Origin of the sequence: Brevundimonas sp. AAP58 (assembly GCF_001295975.1) — a bacterium.
GTDB lineage: Bacteria > Pseudomonadota > Alphaproteobacteria > Caulobacterales > Caulobacteraceae > Brevundimonas.
Map to the genome: position 1 here is coordinate 1 of NZ_LJHU01000024.1, position 15835 is coordinate 15835.

General features: G+C 69.3%; 15 protein-coding genes. 9 read left to right on the forward strand and 6 right to left on the reverse strand.

Annotation, left to right across the window (positions count from 1 at the left end; genetic code table 11):
- The 6 genes from IP78_RS04190 to IP78_RS04215 all read right to left on the reverse strand — a co-directional run.
- The coding region (locus IP78_RS04190; protein WP_156320277.1) for an ABC transporter ATP-binding protein at positions 1–945 on the reverse strand (945 nt) is incomplete at its 3' end.
- A 4-nt stretch (positions 946–949) separates the two neighbouring features.
- Positions 950–1306 (reverse strand): endonuclease domain-containing protein, encoded by a 357-nt coding sequence (locus IP78_RS04195; protein ID WP_054110461.1) that lies wholly within the window; start codon positions 1304–1306, stop codon positions 950–952.
- A 123-nt stretch (positions 1307–1429) separates the two neighbouring features.
- Complete coding sequence (locus IP78_RS04200; RefSeq protein ID WP_054110462.1) at positions 1430–2467, reverse strand: ABC transporter substrate-binding protein; 1038 nt, start codon at positions 2465–2467, stop codon at positions 1430–1432.
- Between the two features lie 39 nt (positions 2468–2506).
- Positions 2507–3718, reverse strand: coding sequence for a TonB family protein (locus IP78_RS04205; protein ID WP_197272366.1), 1212 nt, complete (start codon positions 3716–3718; stop codon positions 2507–2509).
- A 612-nt stretch (positions 3719–4330) separates the two neighbouring features.
- Positions 4331–6184, reverse strand: coding sequence for an ABC-F family ATP-binding cassette domain-containing protein (locus IP78_RS04210; RefSeq protein WP_231680922.1), 1854 nt, complete (start codon positions 6182–6184; stop codon positions 4331–4333).
- Positions 6185–6260: 76 nt separating this feature from the next.
- Positions 6261–6587 (reverse strand): endonuclease domain-containing protein, encoded by a 327-nt coding sequence (locus tag IP78_RS04215; protein ID WP_231680920.1) that lies wholly within the window; start codon positions 6585–6587, stop codon positions 6261–6263.
- Between the two features lie 162 nt (positions 6588–6749).
- On the opposite strand from IP78_RS04215, the gene IP78_RS04220 reads away from it, so the two are divergent.
- The 9 genes from IP78_RS04220 to IP78_RS04260 all read left to right on the forward strand — a co-directional run bounded on the left by IP78_RS04220 (position 6750) and on the right by IP78_RS04260 (position 15732).
- Positions 6750–7202, forward strand: a complete 453-nt coding sequence (locus tag IP78_RS04220) for a YcgN family cysteine cluster protein (RefSeq protein ID WP_054110465.1) — start codon at positions 6750–6752, stop codon at positions 7200–7202.
- A gap of 73 nt (positions 7203–7275) precedes the next feature.
- Positions 7276–10473 (forward strand): PAS domain S-box protein, encoded by a 3198-nt coding sequence (locus tag IP78_RS04225; protein ID WP_054110466.1) that lies wholly within the window; start codon positions 7276–7278, stop codon positions 10471–10473.
- Complete coding sequence (locus IP78_RS04230; protein WP_054110467.1) at positions 10470–10853, forward strand: response regulator transcription factor; 384 nt, start codon at positions 10470–10472, stop codon at positions 10851–10853. Before IP78_RS04225 ends, IP78_RS04230 begins: the two co-directional genes overlap by 4 nt.
- 211 nt (positions 10854–11064) lie before the next feature.
- The gene (locus tag IP78_RS15620; protein ID WP_231680921.1) at positions 11065–11499 is read left to right on the forward strand and encodes a hypothetical protein; all 435 of its coding nucleotides are present in this window, start codon (positions 11065–11067) and stop codon (positions 11497–11499) included.
- The gene (locus tag IP78_RS04240) at positions 11444–12574 is read left to right on the forward strand and encodes a DNA-packaging protein (protein WP_054110469.1); all 1131 of its coding nucleotides are present in this window, start codon (positions 11444–11446) and stop codon (positions 12572–12574) included. Before IP78_RS15620 ends, IP78_RS04240 begins: the two co-directional genes overlap by 56 nt.
- 292 nt (positions 12575–12866) lie before the next feature.
- The gene (locus tag IP78_RS04245) at positions 12867–13139 is read left to right on the forward strand and encodes a hypothetical protein (protein WP_054110470.1); all 273 of its coding nucleotides are present in this window, start codon (positions 12867–12869) and stop codon (positions 13137–13139) included.
- 14 nt (positions 13140–13153) lie between these two features.
- The gene (locus IP78_RS04250) at positions 13154–14191 is read left to right on the forward strand and encodes an SGNH/GDSL hydrolase family protein (RefSeq protein WP_197272367.1); all 1038 of its coding nucleotides are present in this window, start codon (positions 13154–13156) and stop codon (positions 14189–14191) included.
- Positions 14192–14220: 29 nt separating this feature from the next.
- On the forward strand, positions 14221–15390 hold the full coding sequence (locus IP78_RS04255; RefSeq protein ID WP_197272368.1) for a phage portal protein: 1170 nt from the start codon (positions 14221–14223) through the stop codon (positions 15388–15390).
- Between the two features lie 114 nt (positions 15391–15504).
- Positions 15505–15732, forward strand: a complete 228-nt coding sequence (locus tag IP78_RS04260) for a hypothetical protein (RefSeq protein ID WP_054110474.1) — start codon at positions 15505–15507, stop codon at positions 15730–15732.
- Positions 15733–15835: the final 103 nt, after the last annotated feature.

Here is a 15835-nt window from a genome sequence, read left to right on the forward strand (position 1 = left end):
GGGGGGGGGGGGGGGGGGGGGTGGGGAGGCACGGCTTGCGTCGGGAGTCACGGCCACACCGCTATTGGACTTTGTCGCGGCGGCGGAGTCTTTGGGGGAACCCTGTGACGCCGTGCCTCCACCCCATCCCCCGACCCCTTCCCCCTCGAGGGGAAGGGGAGTCATCGTCGCGGCGAGGGCCTGTGCGACGTCTTCCACGGCTTCCCGGAAGGCCGCATCGCGCCGCCAGCCCTCGGGGCGCGGCAAGGAGCCGGGCATGGGCAGGTCGGCGACGGCGCGTCCGTTCGCGGCCGACAGGACGACGACGCGGTGGGCCAGATAGGCGGCCTCCTCCACGTCATGGGTGACGAAGACGGCGGCGAACGGTCGGGCCGACCAGAGCCGATGCAGGTCCTCGATCAGGCCGCGCCGTGTGATGGAATCCAGCGCCGCGAAGGGCTCGTCCAGCAGCAGCAGGTCGGGCCGGATCGAGAGGGCGCGGGCGAGCGACACCCGCATGGCCATGCCGCCCGACAGCTGGCGCGGGCGGGCCGTGGTGCGGTCGCCGAGCCCCACGGCGGACAGGGCCTCGTCGGCGCGACGGCGGGCCTCGGCGGCCGGGATGCCGGACAGTTCGAGCGGCAAGGCCACGTTGGTCCGGGCGTCGGTCCAAGGCATCAGGGTCGGGCTCTGGAAGACGAAGCCGGTGCCGTTGGTGGTCTCTGGTCGGGTGATCGAACCTTGCGCCGGGGTCTCGAGGCCCGCCAGCAGACGCAGCGCCGTCGACTTGCCTGCGCCCGACGCCCCGACCAGGGCGACGATCTCGGACGGGGCGACGTCCAGGTCGATGGGGCCGAGCGGTGTCCGGCCGCCGTAGCGAACCACCACCTGATCCAAACGCGCGATCCAGCTCTCCGCCCCCTGGGCGGAGACAGGCCGCGCAGCGGCCAGAGGCGGGCCCGTCATCGCCTCACCGTCCTGCATCGGCGGCCCGCACGATGTGTTCAAGTAGCCCCGCCATGTCCCGACGCACCCACTCCGCCGAGACCCGCAGGGTGCGGACCCCCTGTTCGGCCAGCCAGCGATCGCGACGCGCATCATGCGCCGCCTGGGCCTCAGCGTGGTGGGTCCCGCCGTCCACCTCGACCGCCAGCCTGGCGGCGTCGCAGTAGAAGTCCAGGATGTAGGGGCCGATGGGATGCTGACGGCGGAACTTCAGGCCGTTCAGGCGCTTGTTGCGGAGGTGGATCCACAGGGCGGCTTCGGGCGGCGACATGGTCTTGCGCAGGGTGCGGGCGCGTCCGAGGGCTTCGGGATCGGGGTTCATGAGGGGCGGGGATGCGAGGACTTGCCCGCCTCTGGCGGCTGCGCCGCCTGTCTCCGCCCAGGGGGCGGAGAGCCAACGGGGAACTGTCTCCGCCCAGGGGGCGGAGAGCTGCTGTTCTGACGTTCAGCCACGGCCCGGCAGGAAGGCGTCGGTGAAGGCGTTGCGCCAGCGCAGGTCGGCCGGATAGACGCCCGCCTGGCTGGTGACCTCGAAGAACTGGCGCCAGCGGTCCTCGGTCATGGCGCCCAGGCCATAGAGGGCCGCGTCGCCGGAATCGACGATGCCGTATTCGCTGAGCTTGGCGCGGGCCTGATCGAGCACGTCCTGGGTCATTTCCGGATTGGCCTCGCGGATCAGGGCGTTGGCGGCGGACGGATCGCCGCGCATGTAGTCGCGCCAGCCCTCGACCGAGGCGGCGATGAAGGACCGCAGGGCGTCCGCGTTGTCCCGCGCGAAGGCATCGGGCGACAGCACCATGGTGGCGTAGGAGGGGTAGCCCTCGTCGGCCAGCAGGAAGACGCGGGGCTCGAAGCCGGCTTCCTTCTGGATCGTGTAGGGCTCGCTCGTCAGATACCCCTGCTGGACCGCGCGCTCGTCGGCGATGAAGGGGGCGGGGTTGAAGTTGTACTTCCTGACCTGATCGTCGGTGAAGCCGTACCTGGCCTTCAGCCAGACCCAGAAGGCGGTGATGGAGGCATCGGCCAGCAGGAAGGGCCGTCCGGCCAGGTCGGCGATGCTTTCCAAGGCCGGGTCGGGATGGGCGATCAGGACCTGGGGGTCCTTCTGGAAGAAGGCGGCGACCGCCTTCACCGGGGCGTCTTCCGCCACGAGGTTCAGGGGGATGAAGCTGTTGGAGCCCATGCCCAGTTCGACGGCTCCGGACGCCAGGAGCTGGGGCACGTTCACGCCGGGACCGCCCTGGATGATCTGGACGTTCAGGCCGCGCCGCTCATAGGCCCCGGACGCCAGCGCCTGATAGAAGCCGCCATGCTCGGCCTGGGCGCGCCAGTCGGTGGCGAAGCGGATGCGAATGCGGCCCTGTTCGTCGACCGGGGCCTCTGCGTCGGAGCAGGCGGCCGCGCCGAGCGCCGTCACGGCGATCCCGCCCGCAAGGATCAGGCGGCGGCTGACGACAGACGGACGATTCCCGGCACCGGACATGGATTAGGTGTAGGGCGCGTCCGCACCCTTGGGAAGCGGCTAGAAGGGCGCAGGGGCGGCGGTGTTCGGGGGTGGGCCGAAGTGCGGCCTCGCCGGAGCATCGACCCCGTCCTGGCCGTCGCCGGGGCGGGCCGTGTCTTCGGGAAGCCGGAACTGGATGGGGACGACGCACCGGACCTGAGGGTCGAACGACGGAACGGCCCGGCCGGACGTGACGATCCGGGCGGCGACCGGACTGAAGGCCTCGGCCGGCTGGACCTCGAGGACGCTGACGTTGCCGATCTGACCCCAGGTGGCGACATCGAACCGAACGCGCGCCCAGCCCTCGATCCCGCGATCTTCCAGGGCCTCGGGGTAGGTCAGGGGACCCGGGGTGAAGCGCGACGCGAAGGCCTCGTCACACCGCTGGAGCGGATCGTCCGGCGGATCCCGGTTCACCGGCGGCGCGGCCAGGTTGGGGCCGACCCGCATGAAGGTCATCAGACACCCTCGCGCCGCGCCGGATCGGAAGGCCGAACCGGAGACGGCCCGGCGCGCCTCTTCGTCCAGCACCGCGTCGCCGGAAGAGCCGATGACCTCGACGTTGATCGTCGTGCCGTCGTCCCGGAGATCCCAGCGCACGGCGGACCATGATCGCGCGCCGGGCCGGGGTCGACCGGGCCGAAGATAGTCCGGGTAGGAGAGGGTGCGGGGCGGCGGGCGACCGCAGTCGTCGCCGGGACGGCGCAGACGCCGTTCGACTGCGGTGCGCAGGGCGTCCCTCGGTCGCGCATCGGCGTAGAAGCGCAGGACGGTCATCTCGTCGGCGGAGGACAGGAGGGTCGGCGTCAACCTGAGTGTCAGTCGGCAGTCCTGCCGCGCCGTCTGCGGAAAGACCCAGGAGGCGAAGCTCGCCTGCATTTGGGCGTCGGTCGTGACGCTGAGGCGCGAGAAGCCGTCGGACACCACCGGCCGGATGCTCAACGGACGGCCCTGCTCCGACACGGAGAAGTCATAGGCCACGCGCTCGATCCGTTGACCCACCGGCGGGGTCGCGAAGGTCGTCGCCCAGACTGTCGGAGTGAAGGCGTCGGACGCCATGGCCGACAGCGGCCCGTCGGCGCAGGCGGTCGACGCCTGTGGCACGAACAGGACCGTCCGGTCCGGTGTGGGCGGGGTGGCGGCGGTCGTGACCGGCGGGGGTTGAGACGTCTGGGCGTGAACTGGGCCGACCAGCAGGAGCGAGACGCAAAGGGGAAGCAGGTGACGCATGGGATACTCCGGACGCGTCATCGAACCCTCAATACCGGGGGGTGTCTATCGCTGGGCTGTGACAGAGATTTTTGGGGGCCAGAATTGAGCGAGGGGACGAAAGCCCGGTCGAACCGGTACTCGCGTCCCCTCGCCAAGTCCGGGTTGGGACTTGGCCGTTGAGGTTCAGGACCCTGGCCTGGGCGCCCGCGGGGCGAACCCCGAAGACGGTCGGCTGTATCCTGGCGGCTCCTGTCCGATACCGGTCCGCAGGGGGTTTTCGCCCCCGGCGTCGTTCATCGATCCCGGCCTGGTTCTCTTCCGTCCCGCACCGAGGCGCTAAAGACTTGGAGCCTGGGCCCTGCCCGGGCTTTCCGCGTCCTCCGAAGAGGCTTGGAACCCTTGGTCAGAGAGCCGGACCGACCCGCTTGAAGTTCCGGCTCTCACCGGATTTCCGCGCCGCCGTGTCCCTCGGCCCATTGACGTTCCGACGAAAACCGTTAGACGGCAAGGGCCCGAATTCGCCCCGCTGTGCAAGATGGCCCGGGGGTCGGTGCATAACCCTGTGAACCTCTGTGGACGGATCAGATTCGCGACGGCGAATCAAGGATTTGGCTTGTCCACAGATTCGGCTCAGCCAGCGGCGAGAGCCTCGCGTTTGGCCTCGATTTCCAGCCATTCCTCTTCGGCGGCGTCCAGTTTGGCGCGGGCGGCGTCGAGCGCCTTCATGGTGGCGTCGAAGCCGGAGGGGTCGCGGCTGTAGAAGTTGGGGTCCGCCAGCCGGGCCTCGTGGGCGGCGATCTCGGCGGGCAGGGCGGCGATGAGGGCGTCGAGTTCCTTCAGGCGATGGGTGTCCTTGAAGGACAGCTTTCTCTCCGCCCGCCGGGCGGAGACAGGCGGCGCAGCCGCCAGAGGCGGGTCCGTTCTGGCGGGCTCGGACTTGCCCCCCACCGGCGACTTCGTCGCCGTGCTCCCCCCAGGGGGGGGAGAAAGGAACCCCGGGTTCTGGGCGATGAAGTCGGTCCAGCCGCCGGGGGTTTCGACGATGTCGCCCCGTCCGTTCATGCCGATGGTGGAGGTGGCCAGGCGGTCGACGAAGTCGCGGTCGTGGCTGACCAGGATCAGGGTGCCGTCGTAGCCGTCCAGCAGCTCCTCCAGCTTGTCGAGCGTGTCCATGTCCAGGTCGTTGGTGGGTTCGTCGAGCACCAGCATATTGGCGGGCCTGGCGAGCGCGCGGGCCAGCAGCAGGCGGTTGCGTTCGCCGCCCGACAGGGTCGAGATCGGCTGGCGCAGCTGGCCTTCCTGGAACAGGAAATCCTTGGCGTAGGCGGCGACATGCTTGGAGTGGCCGCGCACCAGGATGGAGTCGCCGCCGCCGGGCGTCAGGGCGTCCCACAGGGTCATGTCCGACTTCAGGCCCTCGCGGGACTGGTCGAGGTAGACGGGTTCGAGGTTGGCGCCGAGCTTGACCGTGCCCTCGTCGGGGGCGAGTTCGCCCAGCAGGATCTTGACCAGTGTCGTCTTGCCCGCGCCATTGGGGCCGACGATGGCCAGCCGGTCGCCGCGAATGACGCGGGTAGTGAAGGGCTTGATGACCACCCGGTCGCCGAAGGATTTCGACACCCCCTTCAGGTCGGCGACGAGCTTGCCCGAGGTGACGCCGGAATCGACGCCGAGATGGATCTCGCGGGGGATGTCCTTGACCCGGAGCGCCCGGTCCTGACGCATGGCTTCGAGCGCCCGCGCGCGGCCCTCGTTGCGGGTGCGCTGGGCGGTGATGGATCGGTAGAAGGTGTAGGTCTCGGCCTCGATGCGCTTGTTGAGGCGGCGAAGGCTCTCGGCCTCCTCTTCCTGCACCTTGGCGGCCCAGTCGTCGAACGCGTCGAAGCCCTTGTTGAGAGTGCGGACGCGGCGGTGCTCCAGCCAGTGGCAGGACTGGGTGACGCGGTTCAGGAAGGCGCGGTCGTGGCTGACGATCAGGGCGGCGCATTTGGCGGCGATGATCTCCTTTTCCAGGAGCTCGATGGCCAGGATGTCCATGTGGTTGGTCGGCTCGTCGAGCAGGAGCAGGTCCGGCTCCTCGGCGAAGGCCTTGGCGAGCGCGGCGCGGCGGATCTCGCCGCCCGACAGGCCCTTGGCGGACTTGTTGGGGTCCATGCCGAAGGTGGTCAGCCAGGCCTCGGCCATCCACGGCTCGGCGCCGCCCGAGGTGGCGTAGTCCAGCAGGGTCTCGCCGACGATCAGGGGTTCCTGCGGCACATAGGCGAAGCGGGTGCCGGCCTGGACACTGCGGTCGCCGCTGTCGGCCTCGATCAGGCCCATGACCAGCTTCATCAGGGTCGACTTGCCGGCGCCGTTCCTGCCCACGAGGCAGGACCGTGTGCGCGGCTCGATGGCCAGATCGACGCCCTCGAACAGGGGACGCTGACCGTCCTGCAGACGGACGTCCTTGAGCGCGACGAGGGGAGGGCGGGCGGCCATGTCGATATCCTGAATCCTCACCCGCGAAGCGGGGGAGGGGGACCGCGCGAAGCGTGGTGGAGGGGGCGGAAACGCGCGTGATCTAAGGGATTTGCGCGCGACTTGCCAGCCGTGCGGCGGCAACCTGCCAGATGTATTCGGCGGCGGTGTCAGCATCGCGGAGCACGTCGACCGCAGGGATGCGGATGACCTCGATGCCTTGAGCGTTGAGCCACGCGGTGCGGCGAGCGTCGTGAGCGGCGGCATCCTCAGAGAGATGCGTCGAGCCGTCGATCTCGACCGCTAGCCTCAGCGCCGCGCAGTAAAAATCGAGGATGTAAGGACCGACGGCGTGCTGACGACGGAAAGTTGAACGACCGGGTTTTCTCGCGCGTAGACGGAGCCACAGTGCCGCCTCGGGCGGCGTCATCGCGCGGCGGAGACTTCTTGCGCGTTTCTGGGTAAGGACCGGGGCTCTCATGGTTGAAATCTCGCACGCGTCCGCCCCCTCCACCACGCTTCGCGCGGTCCCCTCCTGGGCCCGACTCCGCCGCGCCTGCGTCGACCCCCGCGAAGTGGCGGGGGAGGATTGATGACGTTCTGGCAGACCAAGCGGCTGGAGGAGATGACCGCTGCGGAGTGGGAAAGCCTGTGCGACGGGTGCGGGCTGTGCTGTCTGATCCGGTTCGAGGACGAGGACACCGGCGAGGTCATTCCGACCAAGGTCCATTGCAAGCTGTTCGACGGAGACGCCTGCCGGTGCTCGGACTATGCGAACCGCAAGGTCCATGTGCCGGACTGCATCCAGCTGACGCCGTGGAACATCGAGGCGCTGGAGTGGATGCCCAGGTCCTGCGCCTATCGGCGGCTTCATGAGGGGCGGGGGCTGGCGGACTGGCATCCGCTGGTGTCCGGCGATCCCGAGAGCGTGCACCGGGCGGGCGTGTCGGTGCGGGGGCAGACGATCTCGGAAGAAGCACTGGCGGATCCGGAGGATGCGCTGGATTACGAAGCGTCGGACTGGGTCGAGGAACGGGGCGTCTGACACCGGTGGTCAGTAACCATATTTAAGGGATCGGGGCGCACGGTCCGTCCTTCACTTCGAGGGGCGGGCAAGCGTGTCGACCGAGCGTGCCGAGGGGTCCCTTTGGGGCCGTCGGACTGGTGCCTTCCTGCTGGGAGCCGCCGCCTTTTCCATCCTGGCTCTCCTCAGCCTCATGTTCGCCCGGGAAGCCGGACGGGTGGCGGCCATCTGGCCCGCCAACGGGGCGCTTCTGGCGCTGGTCCTGCTGAGGCCCAAGACCGAGCGTGCGGCGCTGATCGCCGGTGCCTTTGTGGGCAATGTGGCGGTCACGCTCGGCATGGGTGATGCGGTACCGATCGCCCTCGGATTGTCGCTGGCCAATGCGGTCGAGGTCGCATTGGCTGCGTGGCTGCTCAAGGACGTCTCCATTCGCGAGGGTCTGTTGAGGGGGCCGACGCTGGTCCGGTTCGCGACCGTGGCTGGGCTGATCGCCCCGGTCGCCTCGACGGTGATCGCCACCGGGACTCTCTGGCTGTGGCATCATGAGGCGCTTAGGCCCAACGTCCTTCGCTGGCTGGTGACGGACGCCCTGGGGATGCTGATCGTGGCCCCGCCCCTGCTCCTCATGAGCAGCCCGGGAGCCTGGAACAGCAAGGCGACGCTGGGAGGGCGACTGCTCATGGGTGGTCTGCTCATGGGAACCCTCGCGGCCGTCTTTGGGCAGTCGTCGCTGCCGCTGCTGTTCCTGGTGCCACCGGTTCTGATCCTGATCGTGTTCCGCTGTGGAGCGGGGTCAGCAAGCGTGGGCCTGCTGATCGCCTCGGCCGTGTCCCTGGCGACGTTGGCCACGGGGCATGGCCCCATCGCCCTGATCGACGGCGGGCTGGATCAGAGGGCGATGGTCCAACAGCTGTTCCTGGCCACCATGGTTCTGACCACCCTGCCGGTCGCTGCAGTCCTGAAGGATCGGGCCGAGAGCGAGGCCCGCTATCGATTGCTGGCCGAGACCGCGACGGACGTCGTGGTGCGCTTCGACGCCAAGGGTCGCTTCCTCTATGTCTCGCCCTCAGCCCGGGCCATTCTGGGTCGCGATCCCGAGGATATGCTGGGCAAGGACTGCACCGGCATCATCCCTGAAGACGACCTGAGGGTCGTGCGGCAAACCCTGATCGACTACGTCATGGCTGGACCAGAGGCCCCGCCTCCGCGCTATGAGTACCGTGCGCTCAAGGCCAACGGAGACCTCATCTGGCTGGAGGCGACCCCGCGCGCAATATGGGATGACAAGGGCCGGTTGGTCGAGTTCCACGATTGCGTGCGCGACGTCACCGACCGGAAGGCCGCCGAGCAGGCGGAGCAAGAGCTGAGCCGGATGCTTCGGCTAGCCGGAGAAATGGCCGGGCTGGGTCATTGGCGCTTCGACCTGACCACCCAGAAAGTTTATTGGTCGGAAGAGGTCTATCGCATCCACGGTCGCGATCCGGCGACCCATGATCCGTCGTACGACAGCGTTCTGGCGGATTATCATCCGGACGACCGCGAAATCCTCGCCGCGTGTGTCGAACGAGCGATCTCGCACGGCGATGGCTACAATCTCGACCTTCGGATAAACCATCCGAAGCTCGGGGAGCGTCACGTCGTGACCCGCGCCCGGACGGAGAAGGACGCCGACGGTCGGCCGGTCGCCCTGTTCGGTGTCTTCCAGGATGTGACGGAGCAGGTTCGGGCCGAGGAGGTCATTCGCGCCAGCGAGGCCCGCTATCGGCTGCTGGCGGACAACTCCACCGACATCATCGCCACCTTCGGCCTGGACGGGGTGTTCCATTACGTCTCGCCGGCGGTCCAGGCGGCCATGGGATATGAGGCGGAGGCCGTGATCGGGCGGCCGATCTCGGACTTCATCCATCCGGAAGACTATCCCCGGGTGCTGGAGACCTTCGCCGCCTATGCCCAGGCCCCGGAGGGCACGCCCTCGCCGCGGGTGGCCTATCGGGCGATCCATAGGGACGGACGCACTGTCTGGCTGGAAGCCCACCCCAAGCTGATCCGGGACGATCACGGCCGCCCGGTCGAGTTCCAGGACGTGGTGCGCGACATCACCGCGACCAAGGCCCTGGAAGAGGAGCTGATCGCGGCCAAGGAGGCGGCCGAGCACGCGGTCAAGGCCAAGGGCGAGTTCCTGGCCAATATGTCCCATGAGCTCAGGACGCCGCTGACCAGCGTGATCGGTTTCTCGGGCCTGCTGCAGGACAGTCCAGCCCTGCCGGAAGCCGAGCGGCGCTATGCCGACCGGATCGCGACGGCCAGCGAGGCCCTGCTGGGGGTCATCAACGACATTCTGGACTACTCCAAGCTGGAGGCCGAAGCGGTTGATCTGGACCCGCAGCCGTTCGATCCGGCCGAGACGGCCAGGGGCGCCGCCGCCATCGTGGAGTCCCAGTGCGCGGCCAAGGGGCTGACCCTGACGCTGGCCCTGGACGCCGGGTTGCCGGCGGCCCTGATGGGCGATGAGGGGCGGATCCGGCAGGTTCTGCTGAACTTCCTGTCCAATGCCGCGAAGTTCACGGTTTCCGGCGAAATCCGGCTGGAAAGCCGCTGGAAGGACGGACGCCTGCGGGTCGCGGTCAGCGACAGCGGGATCGGCGTCTCGCCCGAGAAGATCGACGCCCTGTTCGACCGGTTCACCCAGGCCGACGCCTCGACCACGCGGGTCTATGGCGGGACCGGACTGGGGCTGGCGATCAGCCGCCGTCTGATCGAGATGATGGGCGGCGAGATCGGGGCGACCAGCCGGCCGGGCGAGGGCTCGACCTTCTGGTTCGAGGTTCCCCTGCCGGTCGCCGAGGCGGCGGAGGCCGTCGAGGCGCACGAGGCCGTGGGCCTGCCGCCGGGCCTGACGGTGCTGATGGCCGACGATGCCCCGGCCAACCGGGAACTCGTCAGGATCATCCTGGCCGCCTGGGGCGTCGCGCTGGAGACCGCCGAGAACGGCGCCGAGGCCGTGGCAGCGGCGGCCAAGGGCGAGTACGACCTGATCCTGATGGACGTGCATATGCCGGTGATGGACGGGATGGACGCGACTCGCGCTATTCGGACGCTGCCGGGGAAGGCGGGGCGAACGCCGATCCTGGCCCTGACGGCCAACGTTCAGCCGGAACAGGTCGAGGCGTGCAGGGCGGCGGGCATGGACGCCCACATCGGCAAGCCGATCCAGGTCACGGACCTGATCCGCACCATGGACGAGGTTCTGGCCGAGCGACGACCGCAGGCTGAAGGGGAGAAGATCGCATGAGCGCCCACGTCATGGTCGTCGAGGACGATGAGAGCGTCCGCGAAATGATGCACATCGCCCTGAGCCAGGCGGGGTTCCAGGTGTCGGCCGTGGCCAGCGGCGAGGCGGCGATGGACCTGCTCGGCCGCTGCCGGTTCCAGCTGGTGCTGCTGGATGTGCACATGCCACGGATGAACGGGCTCGAGGTGCTGCAGGCCATGGAGCGGCTGAAGACCAAGCCTCCGGTGGTGATGGTCAGCGCCAACGCCGAAGGCGAAACGGTGCGGCAGGCGGTGAGCCTGGGGTGTTCGGGGTATCTGGCCAAGCCCTTCCTGCCCAAGGACCTGGTGGAACGGACACGGTGGGCCCTGGCTGGCCCCGTGCCGATGACGATGCACTGACGCTCGATACGTTCGCTGTTTTTCTCAATCATCCAACGACGCGCCGAATTCGCCTGAGAAATCAGGGGGCGCTGGATTTATGACGCGCTGAACGCGCCCGCATGCGCGGATCCCCTATGATGAGGGCATGTCGGGAAATCAGGTGAAGGCCGAAGCGGTCGCGGCGGGCGCCGACGACTGGGCCCAAGAGCGCAAGATGCACCAGCGTCGGATGATCGAGATCGCCGAGGAGAAGCTCGGCAAGGCGCTGATGGCGGAGAAAGACGTCGCGGCGCTGGATCGTCATGTGCGCGCCATCACCAACATGGCGCGCGCGGTGGTGGCGATCGAAGCGATCAGGCCGGCGCGGCCGGACCCGGAGGACGACCAACCCGAGGACGAGATGGGCGGACGCCGTGATGATGATCCCGCAGCTCTGGAAGCCCTGCGCGCCAGGGTCATGGAGCGATACGATCAGTTTGCCGCCGAGATCGAGCGTGAAGAGCGCGGCGGCGACGTCGAAGGCCGAGACGCTGTTGCGATGGCTGGCGGAGAATCCGTTTCTGGAACCCCATCAGAAACCGCCGACGACGGACTGGCGCACCTGGCTGATGCTGGGCGGGCGGGGGGCGGGCAAGACGTTCGCTGGCGCGTTCTGGCTGCATGAACTGGCGCGCAGCACCGACGGGCTGAGGCTGGCCCTGGTGGGTTCGACCCTGCACGACGTGCGCGAGGTGATGGTCGAGGGGCCGTCGGGCATCAAGGCGATCGCCGCCGACGCCGACCGGCCGCGCTGGGAAGGCGGGCGCAAGCGACTGGTCTGGGAGCGCACCCAAAGCGTGGCCTATGCCTTTTCGGCGGAGGACGCGGACAGTCTGAGGGGGCCGCAGTTCCATGCGGCCTGGGCCGATGAGTTCTGTGCCTGGCGACAGCCCGATCGGGTGCTGGAAAACCTGAGGCTGGGGCTGAGGCTGGGCCCTGCGCCACGACTGGTGGTGACGACGACGCCCCGGCCCATTCCGGCCCTGAGGCGGCTGATCGCCGAGGGGAAGCCCGGGCTGGAGACGAGCCGGGGCGGGACGGCGCTGAACGCGAAGAACCTGTCGCCGGGGTTCCTGACGGACCTGCGCCGTCTGTATGGCGGGACGCGGCTGGAGGCGCAGGAGCTGGAGGGGCTGGTCGTCGAGACCGAGGGGGCCCTGTTCCGGGCCGAAGACCTCCACCGCGCGCGGGGCGAACGGCCCGGGCGGCTGGAGAAGGTGATCGTGGCGGTCGATCCGCCGGCGAGCGCGCATGGCGACGCCTGTGGGATCATTGTCGCGGGACGGTCAGAGGGCTGTGGTTTCGTGCTGGCGGACCGGTCGGCGCGGGGGCTGACGCCGCTGGGCTGGGGCCGGCGGGTGGCGGCGGTGGCGGAGGAATTCGGAGCCGACACTGTGGTGGCCGAGGCCAACCAGGGCGGGGAGATGGTGCGGACCGTGCTGGAGCAGGCCGGCTGCGTGGCGCCGATCCGGCTGGTGCATGCGAGCCGCAGCAAGCGGGCCCGGGCCGAGCCGGTGGCGACCCTGTATGAACAGGGTCGGGTGGTCCACTGCGGGGACTTCCGCGAGCTGGCCGAGGAGCTGATGGGGCTGGGGGCCGAGGAGACGCGGCGCAGTCCGGATCGGGCGGATGCCCTGGTGTGGGCGCTGACGGAGTTGCTGCTGAAGGCGCGGGGGATGCCGAGGGTTTGGGTGGGGTGAGGGAGTAGGGAGTAGAGGCCTGTCCCGACCGGGGGGTGAGGCACGGTTGTCATCCCGGCCGAAGCGCAGCGGAGAGCCGGGATGACAAGGGAACTGTGATCCCTCTCCCAGGGGGAGAGGGCTTGAGGCTCGCAGAGCGGAGCGATGCGCCAAGCCGAAAGGGTGAGGGGATCAGACCGCACCGGGTGGCACCTTAACCCCTCACCCTTTCGCGCAAGCCGATCGCCCGATGGGCTCTCGGGCGCTCAAGCCCTCTCCCGCCGGGAGAGGGGTATGCATTGGAGGAAACATCATGCCCATCAACGATCCGTATTACGCACACGCCGTATCCCCATCCTCGCCCGCGCGGCGCGCCGAGGCGGTGACGCCGAGCGACACGGTCGATCTGAGCGCGGTGGCCAAGAGCCTGTATGTGGGAGGGCCCGGCGATGTGCGGGTGCAGCCGGCGGGGGGCGGGGCGGCGGTGACGCTGGCGGCCCACCCGATCGGATATCTGCCCGTGCAGGTCAGCCGGGTGCTGGCGACGGGGACGACGGCGACAAACATCGTGGCGTTGTTCGACTGATGCCGGGGCTGAGCATGGCCGAGGTCGCGCCGGCGGGGGCCAGCGCGGCGCGGTTCAGCGCGCCCGGATTGCCGCGGTGGTCGGCGGCGGTCCGGCGGACCGAGAGCGGTCTGGGGCGGGCGAGGGTGGTCTGCCTGGGGGACTCGACGACGGCGGGCTGGGGGTCGCCCGGGCGCGAGGGGGCCTGGCCCCGGCAGCTGGCCGAACAGATGGGATGGCGCGGCGGGCGCGAGACGGGGTTCTTTTCCAACGCCGGGATCGGATCGACCTATGACGGCCGCATGGTGCGCGGCGCGGGCTGGTCGGCGGATTCGACCAAGGGGCTGGGCGGCGGATTTCACCGCAATCTGACCGTGACCGCCAACCCGATGACCTTCACCCCGCAGATGCCGTTCGATCAGGTCGAGGTCTATCTGTATGGCGCGACGTCGCTGCGGGTGATGATCGGGGCGGGGACGCCGGTGGTCGTGACGGGCGACTTTGGCAATGCGGTCGGCAAGCGGACGGTGACGTGTGCCCAGGCCGGACTGCCGCGCGGGCTGTATCCGGTGGCGATGGTGGCGCTGAACGACAGCGGCCATGTCGGGCTGGACTGCCATGACGCGGGCACGGGCGTGAACGTGATGAACGCCGGGGTGTCGGGCTGGAAGGCAGCGGACTTCGTCGTCGCCAACTTCGGCGTGGCGGACACGCTGGACGTGCTGGCGCCCGATCTCGTGATCGTCAACGTCGGGATCAACGACTGGAACGGCGGGACGACGCAGGCGGCGTTCAAGGCCTCGGTGCAGACGGTGATCGATCGGGCGGTGGCGGCCGGGTCCGACGTGCTGCTGTGCGTGCCCATCGATACGGGAGCGGGGAACCGGGCGACCTTCGCCCAGACGCTGAGCGATCTGGCGACGCTGAATGGACTGGTTCAGCCGCTGGACCTGGGGCTGGCGCTGGGGACATTGGCGCAGGCGACGGCGGCGGGGGACATGATCGACACCCTGCATCCCTCGACGCAGGGCTACGGCAAGATCGCCGGGTTGATCCGTCGACGGATCGCCTGAACCCCAAACGAGAAGGAGCCGAGATGGCGATGATGACCTGGCCGTTCGGACGGGGGCGGAGGGGTGTGCCCGCGAAGGGCGCGCCGGAAGTGAAGGACAGCCGGGCAGGGCCTCTGATCGCCCTGACCGGGGCGGGGCGGCCGCGGTGGACGCCGAGGGATTATGCCAGTCTGGCGGGCGAGGGGTTCGCCAAGAACGCGGTGGCCTATCGCTGCGTGCGGATGATCGCCGAGGCCTGCGCGGCGACGCCTCTGGTCGTGTTCGTCGATGGGGCGCGGGACGACGGCCATCCGGCGGCGCGGCTGCTGAAGAAGCCGAATCCCGAGCAGTCGGGGGCGGAGTGGCTGGAGGGGCTGTACGGGGCCTTGCAGACGGCGGGCAACGCCTATGCGGAAGCTGTCGGGGAGGGGCCGCCGGAGGAGCTGTGGACGCTGCGGCCCGACCGGGTGACGGTGGTCCCGGGCAAGGCCGGGTGGCCGGAGGCCTATGAGTATTCCGTCGGCGGACGGTCGACGCGGATCGGGCGCGCGGCGGACGGATGGATGCCGGTGATGCATCTGAAGCTGTGGCATCCGACGGACGATCACTATGGGTTCTCGCCCATCGAGGCGGCGGCTTTCGCGATCGATGTGCACAATGCGTCCGGGGCCTGGAACAAGGCGCTGCTGGACAATGCGGCGCGACCCAGCGGGGCGCTGGTGTTCGACAGCCGGGACGGAGAGCGGTTGACCGAGGCGCAGTTCGCCATGTTGAAGACTGAGCTGGCCGAGGCGCATGCGGGGGCGGGCAATGCCGGGCGGCCGCTCGTTCTGGAAGGCGGGCTGGACTGGAAGCCGATGGCGATGAGCCCGGCGGACATGGATTTCATCGAAGGCAAGCACGCGGCGGCGCGTGAGATCGCGCTCGCGTTCGGGGTGCCGCCGCAGCTGCTGGGGATCCCGGGCGACGCGACCTACGCCAACTATCGCGAGGCCAATGCGGCCTTCTGGCGGGGGACGGTGGTGCCCTTGGTACGGAAGACGGCGGGGGCTCTGACGGGGTGGCTCGGCGGGCGGTTTCAGGGGGTGGAGATCACGCCCGATCTGGACGCCGTGCCGGCGCTGCAGCCCGAGCGCGACGCGCTGTGGGCGCGGCTGAATGCGGCCGGGTTCCTGACGGATGAGGAACGGCGGCGAATGGCGGGGGTGGGGGAAGGATAGGGAGTAGGGAGTAGGGCTTAGGGAGTGGGGTGTCGGGATAGACGCTCGATGGTGCCTGCTCGCCCCTATTCCCTACTCCCCAAGCCCTACTCCCTCGCGACGAAGGAGCGGACCGTGGACGACATCCGGAAACTGGCGACCGCGCTCGGCGTGGCCCTGGTGCTGCAGACGATCGCGGGGCTGGTTTGGGCCGGGGGCGCGGCGGCGCGGATCGGGACGCTGGAGGCGCGGGTCGCCGAGCAGCGGCTGGTGGCCGAGCGGTTGGCGCGGCTGGAAGCCCAGGGCGAGGCGACGCGGGCGGCCTTGGTCCGGATCGAGACGCGGCTGGAGGACGGGCGTTGATGACATCCTCCCCAACAAGCGAAGCGAAGTGGGGGAGGGGGACCATGCGAAGCATGGTGGAGGGGGCGGCTCCAGACACGGTGTGCGCGGTCGCCCCCTCCAC

What these genes read in the sequence shown, in the direction of transcription:
- IP78_RS04195 (WP_054110461.1), bottom strand. Translation starts at nt 1,306, where the DNA reads ATGAACCCCGATCCCGAAGCCCTCGGACGCGCCCGCACCCTGCGCAAG.
- IP78_RS04240 (WP_054110469.1), top strand. Translation starts at nt 11,444, where the DNA reads ATGCTGGGCGGGCGGGGGGCGGGCAAGACGTTCGCTGGCGCGTTCTGG.
- IP78_RS04255 (WP_197272368.1), top strand. Translation starts at nt 14,221, where the DNA reads ATGATGACCTGGCCGTTCGGACGGGGGCGGAGGGGTGTGCCCGCGAAG.
- IP78_RS04245 (WP_054110470.1), top strand. Translation starts at nt 12,867, where the DNA reads ATGCCCATCAACGATCCGTATTACGCACACGCCGTATCCCCATCCTCG.
- IP78_RS04205 (WP_197272366.1), bottom strand. Translation starts at nt 3,718, where the DNA reads ATGCGTCACCTGCTTCCCCTTTGCGTCTCGCTCCTGCTGGTCGGCCCA.
- IP78_RS04215 (WP_231680920.1), bottom strand. Translation starts at nt 6,587, where the DNA reads ATGACGCCGCCCGAGGCGGCACTGTGGCTCCGTCTACGCGCGAGAAAA.
- IP78_RS04230 (WP_054110467.1), top strand. Translation starts at nt 10,470, where the DNA reads ATGAGCGCCCACGTCATGGTCGTCGAGGACGATGAGAGCGTCCGCGAA.
- IP78_RS04250 (WP_197272367.1), top strand. Translation starts at nt 13,154, where the DNA reads ATGGCCGAGGTCGCGCCGGCGGGGGCCAGCGCGGCGCGGTTCAGCGCG.
- IP78_RS15620 (WP_231680921.1), top strand. Translation starts at nt 11,065, where the DNA reads ATGATCGAGATCGCCGAGGAGAAGCTCGGCAAGGCGCTGATGGCGGAG.
- IP78_RS04220 (WP_054110465.1), top strand. Translation starts at nt 6,750, where the DNA reads ATGACGTTCTGGCAGACCAAGCGGCTGGAGGAGATGACCGCTGCGGAG.
- IP78_RS04200 (WP_054110462.1), bottom strand. Translation starts at nt 2,467, where the DNA reads ATGTCCGGTGCCGGGAATCGTCCGTCTGTCGTCAGCCGCCGCCTGATC.